The organism is Streptomyces sp. NPDC088554 (genome assembly GCF_044752945.1).
Lineage (GTDB): Bacteria > Actinomycetota > Actinomycetes > Streptomycetales > Streptomycetaceae > Streptomyces.
In genome coordinates this window covers 199,816-213,124 of record NZ_JBIVMF010000013.1, presented here as the reverse complement: position 1 = coordinate 213,124, position 13,309 = coordinate 199,816, and the positions used below count along the sequence as shown (strand labels likewise).

Sequence of the window (13,309 nt, the reverse complement as noted above, 5' to 3'; positions counted from 1 at the left end):
AGCGGGGAGAAGATCTGGCCGTACGCGGGGAAACCCGTGGCCATAAATTGCGCGGTATTTGGCCGCACACGGGGAGCTTACGGAGACCGCCGTCATGCGGACCACGACCTCTTCCACCTGGGCGTCGGTGATGGTCCGCGGCACCCCGGGCCGCGGCTCGTCCGCGAGGCCATTCAGCCGGTGACGCAGGAACCGGGTCCGCCACTTGGCGACGGTGCCCCGGTTCACTCCCAGCCGGGCGGCGATCGCCAGGTTCGGCCCGCCATCCGCACACGCCAGCACAATCCTTGCCCGCAGGGCCAGACCCTGCGCGGTCGTCCGGCGCTTGACCCAGTTGTCCAACACCTGCCGCTCGGCCTCACTCAGGACCAGCGGCTCCAGCCTGCTGTCACCCATGAACGACAGCAGACCGAACCCAACCGGCACCCGTCAGCCAAACCCACGAACTGGTACGCAAAACGACTCACGTGGTGAGGAAGCACCTCACAACCAGCTCACTAGTACGTCGTACGTCGGGTGAGTGCGCGGGCCGGGCGCCTGGTGCGTCAGAGTCCGGGCGCTCCCCAGACGGGGAACCACCGGGCGAGGTCGGGCTCGATCCGCAGGTCGTCGCCGAGCACCGCCCTGACCTGGAGTTCTCGTTGGTTGTCGCGTTTCTCCTGGCTGCCGGGCAGGGGCGCGAAGGGGTAGAAGCTGCCGCGCTTGTAGAGATAGACGAGGGCCAGCGGACGCTGCTCGGTGTCCCGGAAGCCGATCAGCGAGCACAGGAGCTGCGGCCCGAAGCCGCCGTCCTGGAGCAGTGTGTTGGCCGCGTGCAGATCGTTGACCAGCGCGGCCGTGTCGTCGGGCGCTCGCTGGGCGAGCAGCCAGGTGTAGCCGTACGCGTCCTGGCTGAACGCCACGGGCGGCCCGGTCCTGCCGGTGTCCGCGTCGAGCAACTCCTGTACGTCCCGCCGGATCCGGGCGAACCCACCGCCCTCGACCCCCGCGAAACAGACGGAGCCCAGACCGGTGGGGGTGTATCCGGCGCCCGCCTGGAGTGTGAGCGCGGCGGAGGGCAGCGCGAAGAGCTGGTCGAGATCGGGACGGACCGGTTTGCTCCGGCCGAGGATGGCGTCGAGAAGGCCCACAGGACCGTTTCCTCACTGTCGGGTTCACGAACGAGCGGTTACGAACGAGCGGTTGCAAGAGTGGTTGCGAACAGGCTTTACGGGCGGGCCAGTTCGGCGGAGATCCTGGCGAGCTGGTCCAGTCGCTGTTCGAGCGTCGGGTGGGAGGAGAGCAGCCGCCCCAGGCTCTCCTTGGAGGCGAACGCGGGGACGAAGAAGAAGGCGTTGTACGGCTCCGCCTTCCGGAGGTCCTCGGTGGGGATCCGGGACATCTGCCCGCTCACCTTGGTCAGCGCCGAGGCGAGCGCCGAGGGCCGGCCGGTGAGCAGTGCGGCGGCCCGGTCCGCGGAGAGTTCGCGGTAGCGGGAGAGCAGCCGGGTCAGCAGGAAGCCGACCGCGTACACCACCGCGCTGACCAGCGGTATCAGCATGAGCGCGATACCGACGGGGGAGGAGTCCCGGTTCCGGGACAGACCGCTCCAGAGCGCGACCCGGGTGATCAGTCCCGCGAGCACCCCGAGGAACGAGGCGATGGTCATGACGGCGACATCGCGGTGGGCGACATGGGACATCTCATGGGCGAGCACGCCCTCCAGTTCCTCCGGCTCCAGCCGGCGCAGCAGTCCGGTGGTCGCGCAGACCAGGGCGGTGCGCTCGCTCCTGCCGGTGGCGAAGGCGTTCGGCAGGTCGCTGTGCGCGATGGCCACCTTCGGCTTGGGCATATCGGCCAGCGCGCAGATCCGGTCGATCGCCCCGTGCAGTTCGGGCGCCTCCTCGGGGGTGACCTCGCGCGCCCCCATGCTGAACGCCGCGATCCTGTCGCTGAACCAGAACTGGGCGATGAACATCCCTCCCGCGATGATCAGGATGATCGGCCATGCCTTGCTCAGCACCGCGAGCAGCACCCCGACCAGGACCACGTACAGCAGGCCGATCAGGAACATGGTGGTGACCATGCGTGTGGTCAGGCCGCGGTCCGGGGTGTAGCGGTTCTGCTTCATCGTGCGCCTCCAGTGGCTCCGTCCTCTGCCATTTTCCTCCTTTCCCGTCGAAACGGAGCAAACGGGAGATATAGAGAGGGTTCGGAGGTGTCCGGAACGCCCGGCGCCCCGGCTCGCCAGGGGCGCACGGTGGCGCACTGCTGCAAGCGGGGGCTCACGGTGTACAGAAAGGTGCTCGCTGTGCTGCCGGTGTCGCGTTTCTCACTGCTTTATCCGCGCATTGAGCCGTGTGACGCGCCGGTAATTGACCACCATGTTCTCTGGAGTGGCCGAAGGCGAAAAGGAGACCATGGCATGATCCGAGTTCATGTGGTGCACGGAATGGGGCTGTTCCGCTCGGCCCTGGTGGCCCTGTTGCGTTCCGAAGATGTGTTCGATGTTTCTTCGAACACCAGTCGTACGGCATTCCGTGGGGCCTACGGTGTTCCGCCCCACGTCTATGTCGCCGATATCGACTGTCTGGACCCGCCGGGGCGCACCGGCGGTACGGAGAACGTCCACGGATCCAGATTCACCCGTGATGAGCTGGGCTACGACCCGGCGCTGCTGGTGCTCGCCAGTGCCCGCAAGCCCGGCGCCCTCCGCAAGGCCTTTGAGGCGGGAGCGCTCGGATACGTCAGCAGGGACGGGGAGCCGGGGAGGTTAGTGGAGGCCATCCACAAAGTCGCGCGAGGTGAGCGATTCGTCGATGAATCACTCGCTTTCGATTTTATTCAAGCGGGAAATATGCCGCTGACCCCCAGAGAACTCAGCGTCCTCTCACTGGCGGCGGAAGGCGCGCCGATCGAGGAAATCGCGAGATCCCTGCATCTGTCCAACGGCACGATACGCAACTATCTGGCCGCCGCGATACGGAAGGTCGGCGGGCGCAACCGCATGGACGCCATACGGATATCCCAGGGCGCGGGCTGGCTCTGACCGGCCCGCGCCCGGTGGTTCAGGCGCCCTGCCAGTGCCCCACCAGATCGCGGTAGAGGGCGGACCGGCCGAGCAGCTCGTCATGCGTCCCGTACTCGGGCCTGGTGCCGTCCAGTACGAGCACCCGGTCCGCCCGGCGCGCCGACGACAGCCGGTGCGCGACCACGATCAGCGTCCCGGGACGCGCGGCGAGTGCCAGCTCCGCGCGCGCCTCGGCGACCGGGTCCAGATGGCAGGTGGCCTCGTCGAGGATCAGCAGGGGCGCGGGGGACAGATACGCGCGGCACAGCGACAGCGACTGGCGCTCGCCCTGGGACAGGGCGGCGGGATCCACCGGGGCGTCCAGCCCGCCGAGCCGCCCGACCAGCCCGTCGAGCCCCAGTGCGCCGACCGCCCGGACGATCGCGGACATCGGCGCCCCGGGGGACAGATGCAGCAGATTGTCGCGGACGGTGCCGGTGAACACGTACGCCTGCTGCGGCACCAGGACCCGCGAGGCCGCCAGCTCGCGCGCGCTCCGGCCGGACACGGGCTCGCCCGCCAGGAACACACCGCCCCGGCCGGGCGCCAGCAGCCCCGCGACCACGCTGGTGAGCGTCGACTTGCCGATACCGCTCGGGCCCACCACCGCCACGTGCTCGCCCCGCTCGACCCGCAGATCCAGCCCCGCCAGCACCGGCGGCGCGCCGGGACCGTACGCCACCGTCACGGAGCTGACCTCCACGGCGGGCGCGGACGGCCGGTCCCCGCCCCGGCCCGCCGTCCGCACCCGTGCGGGCGGCAGGGGGACGGGAGCGGGCAGCGGTACGGAAACGGCGCCGGGCCCCTCCACGAACCGGTCCAGCACCACGAGCAGCCGGGTGCCCGCGGCGCCCAGCGCGGTCATCAGGGTGTGCAGGGCGGGCAGCAGTGACTGGAGGAGATAGACCAGCGCCCCCGCCAGCGCCCCCGCCGTGACCCCCTGGCGCAGCAGCCAGGGGGTGGCGAAGAGCAGCAGGATCACCGGGAGCTGGCCCGCCACACCGAGCGCGAGGGTACGGACGGCCGCCCAGCGGGCCAGCACCCGCGACGACCCGGCCGCCGCGTCGATCAGCCCGCCCGTACGCCCGGCGATCCGCGCCCCCGTACCACATGCCGCGATGTCGCGCAGTCCCGCGCCGAGCGCCCCCGCCCGGTCGGCGACGGCCTCGTCGAGGTCGAGGAAGGAGCGCTGGGCGGCGGCCATCGGCACCAGTGTGGCCAGGAACAGCGCCAGCCCGAGGACCAGCGGTGGCACGACCACCAGCAGGAACTGCGGTGCCAGCGCCAGCAGTCCGGCCAGCGCGCCCAGCGCCGTGAAGACGAAGGAGCGCGCGGTGAGCACCAGCCCGGCGAAGCTGTCCCGGACGATCTCGGTCTGATGCGTGACCCGGGACACCGCCCCGCCGTCCGTACGCGCCGGATCGGCCACCGCCCGGGACAGGGCCTGGCCCACCGCCCGGCGGACCAGCGCGTCCCGCAGGGGCTCCACCAGCTCGGCGAGCCGGCCGAACACCCCGCGGACGAGCGGCCCGCCGACCAGGATCGCGCCCGCCGCCACGGCCAGCCAAACCAGGCCGGTGCCGGTGTCCCCCGCCAGGAACCCCCGGTCCAGCGCCCGCGCCAGGCAGTAGCCGCCGAGGAAGGTCTGCGCGGATTCCAGCAGTGACCAGCCGCCCAGCGCGACCAGCACCCGCTTCCTGCGCGACAGGAACCGCCGGCCCTGGGGGAGGACCCGGTGCAGCATCCCCCGGCCCGCCGCGGTGCCGGTGTGTTCCGGCGCTTCGGTGTGTTTCGGCATGTCCGTCACCGCCCGGTCCGCTTGAGGAAGGGGTCCTCCGCCGTGTCCGATGGTGTGCCCGGTCCCGTCTCCAGCGGTGTGTCGGGTGTCGCGAAGACCGCGCGGTAGTCCGGGAACCGCCACAGCAGTGTGTGCGGTCCCACCGCCCGTACCCGCCCCTCCTCCAGCCAGATCACCTGATCGGCCCGTACGGCGGAGGAGAGCCGGTGGGCGATGATCAGTCGGGTGCCCGCGCGGACATCGTGGGAGAGGGCGCGCTCCACCTGGCGTTCGGTGACGGTGTCCAGGCTGGAGGTCGCGTCGTCGAGGACCAGCAGCCGCCCGGCGTGGGCGAACGCCCTTGCCAGCCCCAGCCGTTGGAGTTCGCCCCCGGACAGCGGGGCCTCGGCGCGCGGGGTGTCGTACCCCCGGGGCAGCAGGGTGACGAAGGCGTCCGCGCTCGCCGCCACGGCCGCCTCCCGCACCCGGCTCGCGGACGCGCGCTCGACGCCGGAGGCGAGGGCCTCGCCGATCGTGTCACCGAACAGCACGGGCCGCTCGAACGCGTACCCGACCTCCTGGCGCAGCTGTCCGTGCGGGACGGACTCCAGCCGTACGCCGTCGAGCAGGACCTGCCCCCCGTCAGGATCGGCCAGCCGTCCCGCGACGGCCGCCAACGTCGACTTGCCCGCGCCGGACCGCCCCACCACGGCCGCCGAGGTGCCCCCGGGGACCACCAGGTCCACCCCGCCGAGCAGGGTCCGGCCGTCGCGTACGACCCGTACCCCGCGCAGTTCGAGTGTGCCGGGGCCACCGGGCGGCAGCGGTGTGCTCCCGTACGCCATGGCGGGCAGTGTGACGAGCTCGGCGGTCCTGCGGGCGGCCGACCGGCTCCGTACCAGCGAGGCCAGCAGTCCGGTGCCCGCGCCGATCCCGGCGGCCAGCGCCGCGTACCGGGAGGCGGCCAGCAGCTCGCCGACGCTGATCCGGCCGGCGGCCAGCGCGATTCCGCCGACGGCCAGCACACCGGTCGTCAGCAGCGGCATCAGGACCCCGCTGTGCGCGACGGCCCGGCCGTGCACCCGCCACATCCGCCGTCCCTGGACGGCCAGTTCGGGCAGCGGCGCGAGGATACGGTCGCGCTCGCGCTCCTCGGTGCCCGCGGCGGCGATGGTACGGGCCCCGGCCAGCGCCTCGACGAGCCGGGACGCGATGTCCGACTGCACCCGCTGGTAACGGGCCACGCTGTCGGAGGAGCCACGGGTGAAGGCGCGCAGTACCAGCACCAGCAGGGGCAGCCCGGCGAGGAAGGCGAGCGCCGTCCACACGTCGATGAGGAAGAGCGCGACGAGCGCCCCGGCCGGGGCGAGCAGCGAGGCGGCGAGGGAGGCGGCGGTCGCGGGCGCGTTCCCGGCCTCCGTCGCGTTGGCGGACAGCCGGGAGGCCACCTCGCCGGGGGACAGCCGCGCGGCGCGCCCCGGCTCCGCGGCGAGCAGCCCGGTCAGCGCGCGCGTCCGCAGCCAGGCGGTCGACCGGGCGTTCGTCACCCCGCTGACCAGGGCCACCAGGGCGTCGAGCGCCACCTCGGCGGTGATCACGGCGGCGCACACGAGGAGCCACCACCGGGCGCCGCCCTCCTGGCCGAGCAGGGCGTCGAGGGTGCGGCCGGTCACCGCGGGCAGCGCGAGCGAGGCGCCCGCCGACAGGGCGGAGCAGAGGAACACGGTGGCGGTACGGCCCGCGCTGTGCCGGGCCGCTCCGAGCAGCAGACCGGCGCCTGCCGGGGCGTCGGCGGATGTGCCGCGGGCTCCGCGACGAGGGAACACCATCGGGGAGGGCCTCCTGCGGACCGGGACCAGGGACGGGACAGGATCGGAGGACGGAACGAGAGGTGGGGACGGGCCGAGGCCCCGGGCGGCAGAACCGCCCGGGGCCTCGGTCGCTGGGACACAGCGCGGAAGCGGTGCCTTCCCCCGGTCCCGGGTGCGGGGGTCACGGCGTCCGGTGCGCCGCGCGCGGGGCGGAGCGGTGGCCTCGTACGGGACACGTACGCGGCCGGCTCCGGCGACGCGGCGGGAGCGCCGGACACCGTGGATCAGGCGGTGCCTCGCGGTATCCCCCGACGAGACGTCAGCAGGTGATGACGCTCAGCGCGCTGCCGAAGCAGAGCAGCAGGCTCGCCTGGCTGGCGGTGGCCGTCTCGCCGACGCCCTCCTCCTGGGAGATCTCCATCGACTGCAGGTCGAGAAGGTTCATGGTGTTTCCTTTCCTTCATGGGGACGGTGTGTCGGTTACGGCTCCTGGATGGAGCCGGCTTCAGGGCCGCCGGAGCGGCGGGAGGAACGGCAGGTGTGCCGTCGAGTCGGGCGAGGCCGCGGCGAGCGCCAGGAGCACACCGGCGGTGCCGGTGGACAGATCCATGGACAGCCGCATCATCTGCTCGCCGGGGAAGGCCAGTTGGCCCCGGTAGGTCATCGCGTGCCAGCCCAGGGTGGTGAGCTGGCGCTGTACGCCGGCCGTGCCGGTGCCCGGACCCGGCGCCGTGGTGCGGCCGAGGTGGAGCGCCATGCCGGCGGCTCCGCGGAAGAGACCGGGCTGCGCGTAGAAGTGGGACTGCGCCGCCCGGACGATCTGGCCGCGCGCCTGCTCGAAGTCGTCGTCGGGGCGGTGGGCGAGATAGTCGTCGAGCACCATGCCGATGCCCACACTGCCCTCGCCCACGTACGGCATGGTGCGCCGGCCCTCGTCGACCTGGAGGGAGCCGCCGACGCTGGGCTTGCAGCGGGCCAGATCGCGGCGCAGCGCGTCGGCCGCGAGATCGAGGAGACCGTCCTGACCGGTGCGTTCGTACAGCCGGATCAGGAGCAGCGCGACCCCTGTGGCGCCGTGCAGCAGACCGGCGCGCGGCAGCCCGCCGGCCACCGCGGTGGCGGCCAGTTCGGCGCAGCGCAGCGCCGCCTCGTAGAGCGCGGGGTCCCCGGTGTCGGCCGCCAGCCCGCCGAGGACGAGGCCGAGTCCGGCGGTCCCGCTGTGCAGGTCGGGCGGGAGTTCCCGCCAGGGCTGATCAAGGATCAGATCGACTGTTTCCAGGGCGGGTTGGGTGTGGCCGAGCCGGTGCAGGGACCAGGCGACGCCCGCCAGGCCGTCGTAGAACCCGAGCGGGGTGCCGGAGGCGGGCTCCTTCACCTTCTGGAGCAGCCACTCCTCGGCCGGGACACACCGTTCGGCGCCGCTCTCGGCCAGCGCGTACAGCACACCGGCCGTCCCGTACCCGAACGACATGCCTCCGCCGGGTGTGGCGAACTGGGCGATGTCCCCGGGGAAGAAGCGGTCCTCCCGGTCGGGTGTCGCCGAGGCGAGGATCGCCCGCGCCATGGAGTCCCGTGAGCGCGGCCAGTCGGCGGGCCGGACGGGGAGGAAATCATCTGTCCCGGAAGGGCTGTTGGCGTTTCCGGCAGCCGGGTCACCGGTATCGCGGAGGATCTCGGCGACGGCCGCGTCGAGGAACGCGCGGTCGACCGGGAACCGCTCGGCCGCCACCTCCGCCAGATGCCGGGCCTTCGCCCGGTCGATGATGAGGAGGCTGGTCAGCGGGAGGAAGAGGGCCAGGCGCAGACAGGCCAGGGCGTAGCGGTCGACATCGAAGCCGCGCCGGTCGGCCGGGGCGACGAACGCCGGATGGGCCACGGTCTGGCGGCTGTTGTCGTCGACATGGGCCGCCGCCTCGAAGTCGAGGAGTACCACCGACGACTCGTCCTCGGCGACCATGATGTTGAACAGATGCAGATCGTTGAAGACCACACCGCGTGCGTGTACGGCCTCGACGGCCTCCTCCACCAGCCGGTGGATCCGCAGCGCCCACTCGGTGTACTCGGCGAGAGCCCGCGGGTCGGGATCGGTGTCGATCAGTGGGTGTCTGCGGGCGAAGAAGGAGTTGAGGGGCTTGCCCTCGATGAACTCCAGCACCAGGAAGCGGTGTCCGCCGAGGGTCAGGCTGTCGCGTACCTCGGGGGTGTACGGCAGCCCCGACAGCCTTTCCAGCGCGTCCTGTTCACGCTCCAGCCGGGTCACGGCGTCGGCCCCGTCGGCGGCCAGCCCGGCGTACGGCCTGGCCTCCTTCAGCACCACCTTCTCGCCGGTCTCGTTGTGCCGGCCGATGTACACACCGCCGCCGTTGGAGAAGTGCAGCGCCCGCTCGACGGTGTACGGCAGACCGGTGACGGTCGTCGCGTTCCGCGCGTCGAGATGCGGCCGGAGGAAGGCGGGCGGGGTCACCCAGTCGGGTATGCGGAAGGACGGGCCGCGCTGGTCCGGTACGAGCTTGCCGGTGGCGTCCTCGACGGCCGGGCGCAGATGGCCCTCGGCGTCGTAGCAGCCGCGCTCGGTGAAGCCGCCGTACCGCAGATGGACAGGACCGTCGCCCCAGCGCAGATCGCTCAGGATGTACGGGCCCACCTCGCCGGCCAGCAGCGCGGACAGCTCCTCGGCGACGACCCGGCAGCGCGTGTCGTCGGCCGGGTAGACGGTGATGAACTTCCCGCTGGCGGCGCGGTCCGCGTACTTGGCGTTGCGGGTGTGGAGCAGATACCGGCTCGGGACGAACTTGAAGGCGATGCCCCTCGGCACGCAGTAGTCCATGACCCGTTCGAGGATCGACTCGGCGTTGTCCAGGACCGCCGAGACGTGGATCTTCCAGCCCTGCGGGGGAAGTTGGGCGTCGAGCGGACGCCAGGCCAGCCAGTCCCCGGCGCGATGGCGCTGCCAGCCCTCGGGGACCGGACGGTGGGCGGCTTCGTACAGGGCCCCGTGTCCCGCGCCCCCGGCGGACGGCAGCCGGTGCGGCGCGTCGTAGAAGTGCCGGTCCGCGTCGCAGAATACGGCGTATCCCTTGTTCACACGATCCCCCTCGGCTGTTGACAGACCCAACGTTGTCATCCGCCGGGATGGTGTGACAGTCGCCGATGTCATCTCCCGGACGTGGACTACGCACGAGTAACCCATGACAACGGCGAACCGGCGGACTCCGAGGTGGGGTCCGCCGGTCCGGTGGGGATCCGAGGTGTGCCGTGCTGTGCGTGGTGTGCTGTGCGTGCGGTGGTGCGGTGCGGGACTACAGCGCCGGGTAGGCGTTCTTCAGCAGCTCCTGGAACTGCGCGGAGAACCAGTCACCCGAGAGCGGCGCGTTGGCGAGGGACCCGGACATGTGGTTGTTGTTGCGCGGGTTGCCGGTGTACGTCGGGTCGCACATCCGGTCGAATCCCTTGCCCTGGTCGTTCGGGATGACCCGGCTCGCACCGTCGGACTCGCCCGGAGGCTTCATCCAGACGTACGCGTCGATCCCGGCGGCGGGGGCGGCCTTCGGCCGCTCACCGAGCCCGGCTCCGGACTGGTTGCACCAGTTGCCCAGGTGGATCCGGCGGTCGTAGCGTCCGCCGTCGACATAGGTGTCCACACTGGTCGTGGGGCCGGCCGCGGAGGGCCGTGCCGTACCGCCCCAGCCGTTGCGGGAGGTGTCGATCAGCATGCCGATGTTGGAGTTGAAGCCGACGCTGATCAGTTCCTGGCGGAACGCCTGGGCGAACGACTGCTCGTCGACGTAGCGGTTCCAGTCCACCCAGGTCGACTCACGCACCGACTTGCCGGCCACGCTGTCGCCGATCGCGAAGTGATCCTCCTTCGTCGCACCGTAGTTGGCGGTGTTGACGATGAAGCCGGTCACGTTGTTGAGGGTGCTGCCCTCGGCGGTCGCGGCCGTCTTGAAGATCTGCGCCGAGGCGTTGAAGTTGTCGTCCCAGCCGATCCAGCCGTGGTGTCCGGCGTCCACGTAGTTGTAGACGTTGGGGATGGCGCCGAGCTTGTTCAGCGCGTAGCCGACCCCCTTGACGTAGTTGCCGTTGGCCTTCATCACGTCACACTCGGGCGTGGCGGTGGGCCGGGGGGTGACATTGGTGACCAGGTTGGGCAGCGAGTCGATCTCGACGGTCGTCACGATCCGCAGACTGGAGTACTTGGCGTCGGCGAGGATCGCGGCGATCGGGTCGATGTACTCCGTGCGGTAGCGACCGATCTCCGTCGGGCCCAGCTCTCCGTTGGAGGCGAGCGCGGAGCAGTCACGGCCCGGCAGGTTGTAGATCACGAGCTGGACGACCAGCGGACTGCCCGCGGCCTGGGTCAGCGCGGTGTCGAGATGGGCGCGCAGCCCCCTGGCGCTGCTGGTGCCCTGGATGGCGGCGATCCGGTCCAGCCAGACGCCCGTGGGCTGGTTGGCGACCCTGCTGCCGCCCGGCTCGGCCGCGGCCTTGGCGGACCACTCGGGGTTGACGTACACCTTGGCGCCCGCGTACGGGTTGTCGACCTTGGCGCCTCCTCCGGGTGGGTTGCTCGGGCCGGGGTCGCTGGGACCGCCCGGCGCGTTGCAGGTCACACCGTTGAGCTTGAAGGTGGTGGGGACGGCGTTGGTCCCGGTGGCGTTGGCGTTGAAGCCGAAGGAGGCGGAGGCACCGGTGGCCAGGGCGCCGTTCCAGGACACACTGTTGGCGGTGACCGCCGTACCGCTCTGGCTGATCGTGGAGTTCCAGCCCTGGGTCACCTGCTGGTTCCCGGCGAAGCTCCACTCCAGCTTCCAGGAACTGATCGCGTCACCTGTGTTGGTCACACCGACATTGGCGCTGAAGCCGCCGGACCACGAACTCTGGATCTTGTAGTCGACGGTGCAGCCGGCCGCCGCGGCACCGGCGCTTCCGCCGAACACGGTCGCCGACCCGGCCGCGGCGGCGACCAGCGAGAGTGCGGCCAGTACCGCCGTTCGCGCCCGGTGGCGGGGGATGGTGGTGCGGCTCATGAGAGTCCCTTCAGATGGTCACGGAGTCCTACGCCGAAGTTGGTCGGTGTGCCGTTGTAGTCGCTGATCAGAGCGGGGCCCGAGGAACAGTCCCAGGTGTTCCAGGTCCAGCCGAGGTACGAGCCGCCCCGGCCGTCCAGCCAGGCCATGACCCGGTCGATATAGCCGTGTGCGCAGGTGTTCTCGCCGATCTCGCCCGCCACCAGCGGTACCTGCGCCATGACCGGGGCGAGTTGTTCGTTCCAACAGCTCTCGTTGGAACAGGTGTTGAAGTTGTACGTGTGCCAGGCGGCGGCCGTGTTGCCCGCCGGATCGGTGGGCCGGTACTTCAGCCACTGCCGCATGTCGTTCGAGTAGGCGATGCCGGGGATCAGCACCAGGTTCTGGGCGCCGGTGGCCCGTACCGCGTCCACCAGGGACTGCATCCCGGCGACCCGGAAGTCGATTCCCGGGCAGTTGCCGCCGTCGCGCCAGCAGGTCCAGGCGGCGTCCAGGCTGCTGGTCGCCCGGTCCGGGAAGGGCTCGTTGAACAGATCGAACACCACGGCCGCGTCGTTCTTGAAGGTCTGCGCGACCGAGGTCCAGAACGCGGGGGTGTACCTCTCGTTCGGCATCGGCTTCTGACAGGTGGCGTACTGGCTGCCGGGGCAGTGGCTGTCGCCGCCCGTGTAGGTGCCGTTGGTCCAGTGCAGTTCGATGACCGGGGTGATCCCGCGGGCCTCCAGCCTCGCCACGTACGCCTTGACCGCGGCGATGTAATTCGCCCCGGCGTAGGCCGGGTTGACATGGGAGAGGCCGAGCCAGCACTCCTCGTTGAGCGGTACCCGTACGGTGTTCACCTTCCAGTCCGCGATGGCTTTCACGGACGCGTCGTCGACCGGGCCGTCGAAGATGCCGTGGCCCTGGATGCACATGTACTCGCCCCCGGAGCGGTTGACTCCGAGCATGCGGCGGGTGGCGCCGTTCTCGTCGACCAGCTTGTTGCCGGAGACCCGGAGCTTCGGGGGCGCCCCGGACGGGGGATCGGTCGGCGGGTCGGTCGGTGGATCGGTGGGACCGCCGGGTCCCGGATCCTCGTTGCACGCCACCCCGTTCAGCGCGAACGCGGTGGGTGCGGGGCCCGAACCGGAGGCGACGAAGCCGGCGGCGAGCGAGCCGCCGGTGGGGATTGTGCCGTTCCAGTTCTCGTTGGCGACGGTCACGGTCCTGCTGGACTGCGACCACTTTCCGTTCCAGCCCTGGGTCACCTTCTGACTTCCGGGGAAGTCGAACGTGAGCGTCCAGCTCCCGGTCGCGGGTCCGTTGTTGGTCAGTGTGACACTGCCCTGAAAGCCGTTGTCCCACTGACTGGTGATGCCGTACTCGACGGTGCACGCGGCAGCCGCCTCTCCCGATGCGGTCGTCGGTACAAGGGCGGTTCCCGCCACGGCCAGGGCCGCGGCGGACAGCAGCGCGCCGAGGCGCGGTGGTGCTCGCATGGAGCGACTCCTCGATGCCGATACGCCGCCTGACACGGCGTATGACTGATGGAAGCGCTCCCACTGGTTGTGTTCGACGTTAGCGCCGAAGTGGCGTGAGTCAACAGTCCAGTTGAATTCTTTTACCTGTCAACTCCTCCGGACGTGCGTCTTGTTCAAAGTCT

10 protein-coding genes are annotated in these 13,309 nt (G+C 70.9%); 1 reads left to right on the top strand and 9 read right to left on the bottom strand.

Annotation, left to right across the window (positions count from 1 at the left end; all coding sequences use genetic code 11):
* From ACIP8W_RS17705 to htpX, 3 genes are all read right to left on the bottom strand, one after another.
* The coding region (locus ACIP8W_RS17705; protein ID WP_402203606.1) for a transposase at positions 1 to 396 on the bottom strand (396 nt) is incomplete at its 3' end.
* A 149-nt stretch (positions 397 to 545) separates the two neighbouring features.
* Complete coding sequence (locus ACIP8W_RS17700; RefSeq protein ID WP_401948002.1) at positions 546 to 1,130, bottom strand: hypothetical protein; 585 nt, start codon at positions 1,128 to 1,130, stop codon at positions 546 to 548.
* Between the two features lie 77 nt (positions 1,131 to 1,207).
* Complete coding sequence (gene htpX, locus ACIP8W_RS17695; protein ID WP_401948005.1) at positions 1,208 to 2,110, bottom strand: zinc metalloprotease HtpX; 903 nt, start codon at positions 2,108 to 2,110, stop codon at positions 1,208 to 1,210.
* A 294-nt stretch (positions 2,111 to 2,404) separates the two neighbouring features.
* On the opposite strand from htpX, the gene ACIP8W_RS17690 reads away from it, so the two are divergent.
* On the top strand, positions 2,405 to 3,028 hold the full coding sequence (locus ACIP8W_RS17690; RefSeq protein WP_401948008.1) for a DNA-binding response regulator: 624 nt from the start codon (positions 2,405 to 2,407) through the stop codon (positions 3,026 to 3,028).
* 19 nt (positions 3,029 to 3,047) lie between these two features.
* On the opposite strand, the gene ACIP8W_RS17685 is transcribed toward ACIP8W_RS17690, so the two are convergent.
* The 6 genes from ACIP8W_RS17685 to ACIP8W_RS17660 all read right to left on the bottom strand — a co-directional run bounded on the left by ACIP8W_RS17685 (position 3,048) and on the right by ACIP8W_RS17660 (position 13,145).
* Positions 3,048 to 4,847, bottom strand: a complete 1,800-nt coding sequence (locus tag ACIP8W_RS17685) for an ATP-binding cassette domain-containing protein (protein WP_402151762.1) — start codon at positions 4,845 to 4,847, stop codon at positions 3,048 to 3,050.
* 5 nt (positions 4,848 to 4,852) lie between these two features.
* Positions 4,853 to 6,655 (bottom strand): ABC transporter ATP-binding protein, encoded by a 1,803-nt coding sequence (locus ACIP8W_RS17680; RefSeq protein WP_402151759.1) that lies wholly within the window; start codon positions 6,653 to 6,655, stop codon positions 4,853 to 4,855.
* A gap of 301 nt (positions 6,656 to 6,956) precedes the next feature.
* Positions 6,957 to 7,082 carry a SapB/AmfS family lanthipeptide gene (locus ACIP8W_RS17675; protein ID WP_401948015.1) on the bottom strand — a complete coding sequence of 42 codons (126 nt, stop codon included), beginning with the start codon at positions 7,080 to 7,082 and terminating at the stop codon, positions 6,957 to 6,959.
* A gap of 60 nt (positions 7,083 to 7,142) precedes the next feature.
* A complete protein-coding gene (gene lanKC, locus ACIP8W_RS17670) occupies positions 7,143 to 9,722 on the bottom strand; it encodes a class III lanthionine synthetase LanKC (RefSeq protein WP_402203604.1) in 2,580 nt (859 codons plus the stop codon).
* 214 nt (positions 9,723 to 9,936) lie between these two features.
* Positions 9,937 to 11,667: a glycoside hydrolase family 6 protein gene (locus ACIP8W_RS17665; protein ID WP_401948020.1), complete on the bottom strand. Its 1,731-nt coding sequence runs from the start codon at positions 11,665 to 11,667 to the stop codon at positions 9,937 to 9,939.
* Positions 11,664 to 13,145 carry a cellulase family glycosylhydrolase gene (locus ACIP8W_RS17660; RefSeq protein ID WP_401948023.1) on the bottom strand — a complete coding sequence of 494 codons (1,482 nt, stop codon included), beginning with the start codon at positions 13,143 to 13,145 and terminating at the stop codon, positions 11,664 to 11,666. Before ACIP8W_RS17660 ends, ACIP8W_RS17665 begins: the two co-directional genes overlap by 4 nt.
* Positions 13,146 to 13,309 lie beyond the last annotated feature (164 nt).

Bases quoted from the DNA above. Each gene is read 5' to 3' on its own strand.
- htpX (WP_401948005.1), bottom strand. From the start codon at position 2,110: ATGAAGCAGAACCGCTACACCCCGGACCGCGGCCTGACCACACGCATG.
- ACIP8W_RS17690 (WP_401948008.1), top strand. From the start codon at position 2,405: ATGATCCGAGTTCATGTGGTGCACGGAATGGGGCTGTTCCGCTCGGCC.
- ACIP8W_RS17685 (WP_402151762.1), bottom strand. From the start codon at position 4,847: ATGCCGAAACACACCGAAGCGCCGGAACACACCGGCACCGCGGCGGGC.
- ACIP8W_RS17680 (WP_402151759.1), bottom strand. From the start codon at position 6,655: ATGGTGTTCCCTCGTCGCGGAGCCCGCGGCACATCCGCCGACGCCCCG.
- ACIP8W_RS17675 (WP_401948015.1), bottom strand. From the start codon at position 7,082: ATGAACCTTCTCGACCTGCAGTCGATGGAGATCTCCCAGGAGGAGGGC.
- ACIP8W_RS17665 (WP_401948020.1), bottom strand. From the start codon at position 11,667: ATGAGCCGCACCACCATCCCCCGCCACCGGGCGCGAACGGCGGTACTG.
- ACIP8W_RS17660 (WP_401948023.1), bottom strand. From the start codon at position 13,145: ATGCGAGCACCACCGCGCCTCGGCGCGCTGCTGTCCGCCGCGGCCCTG.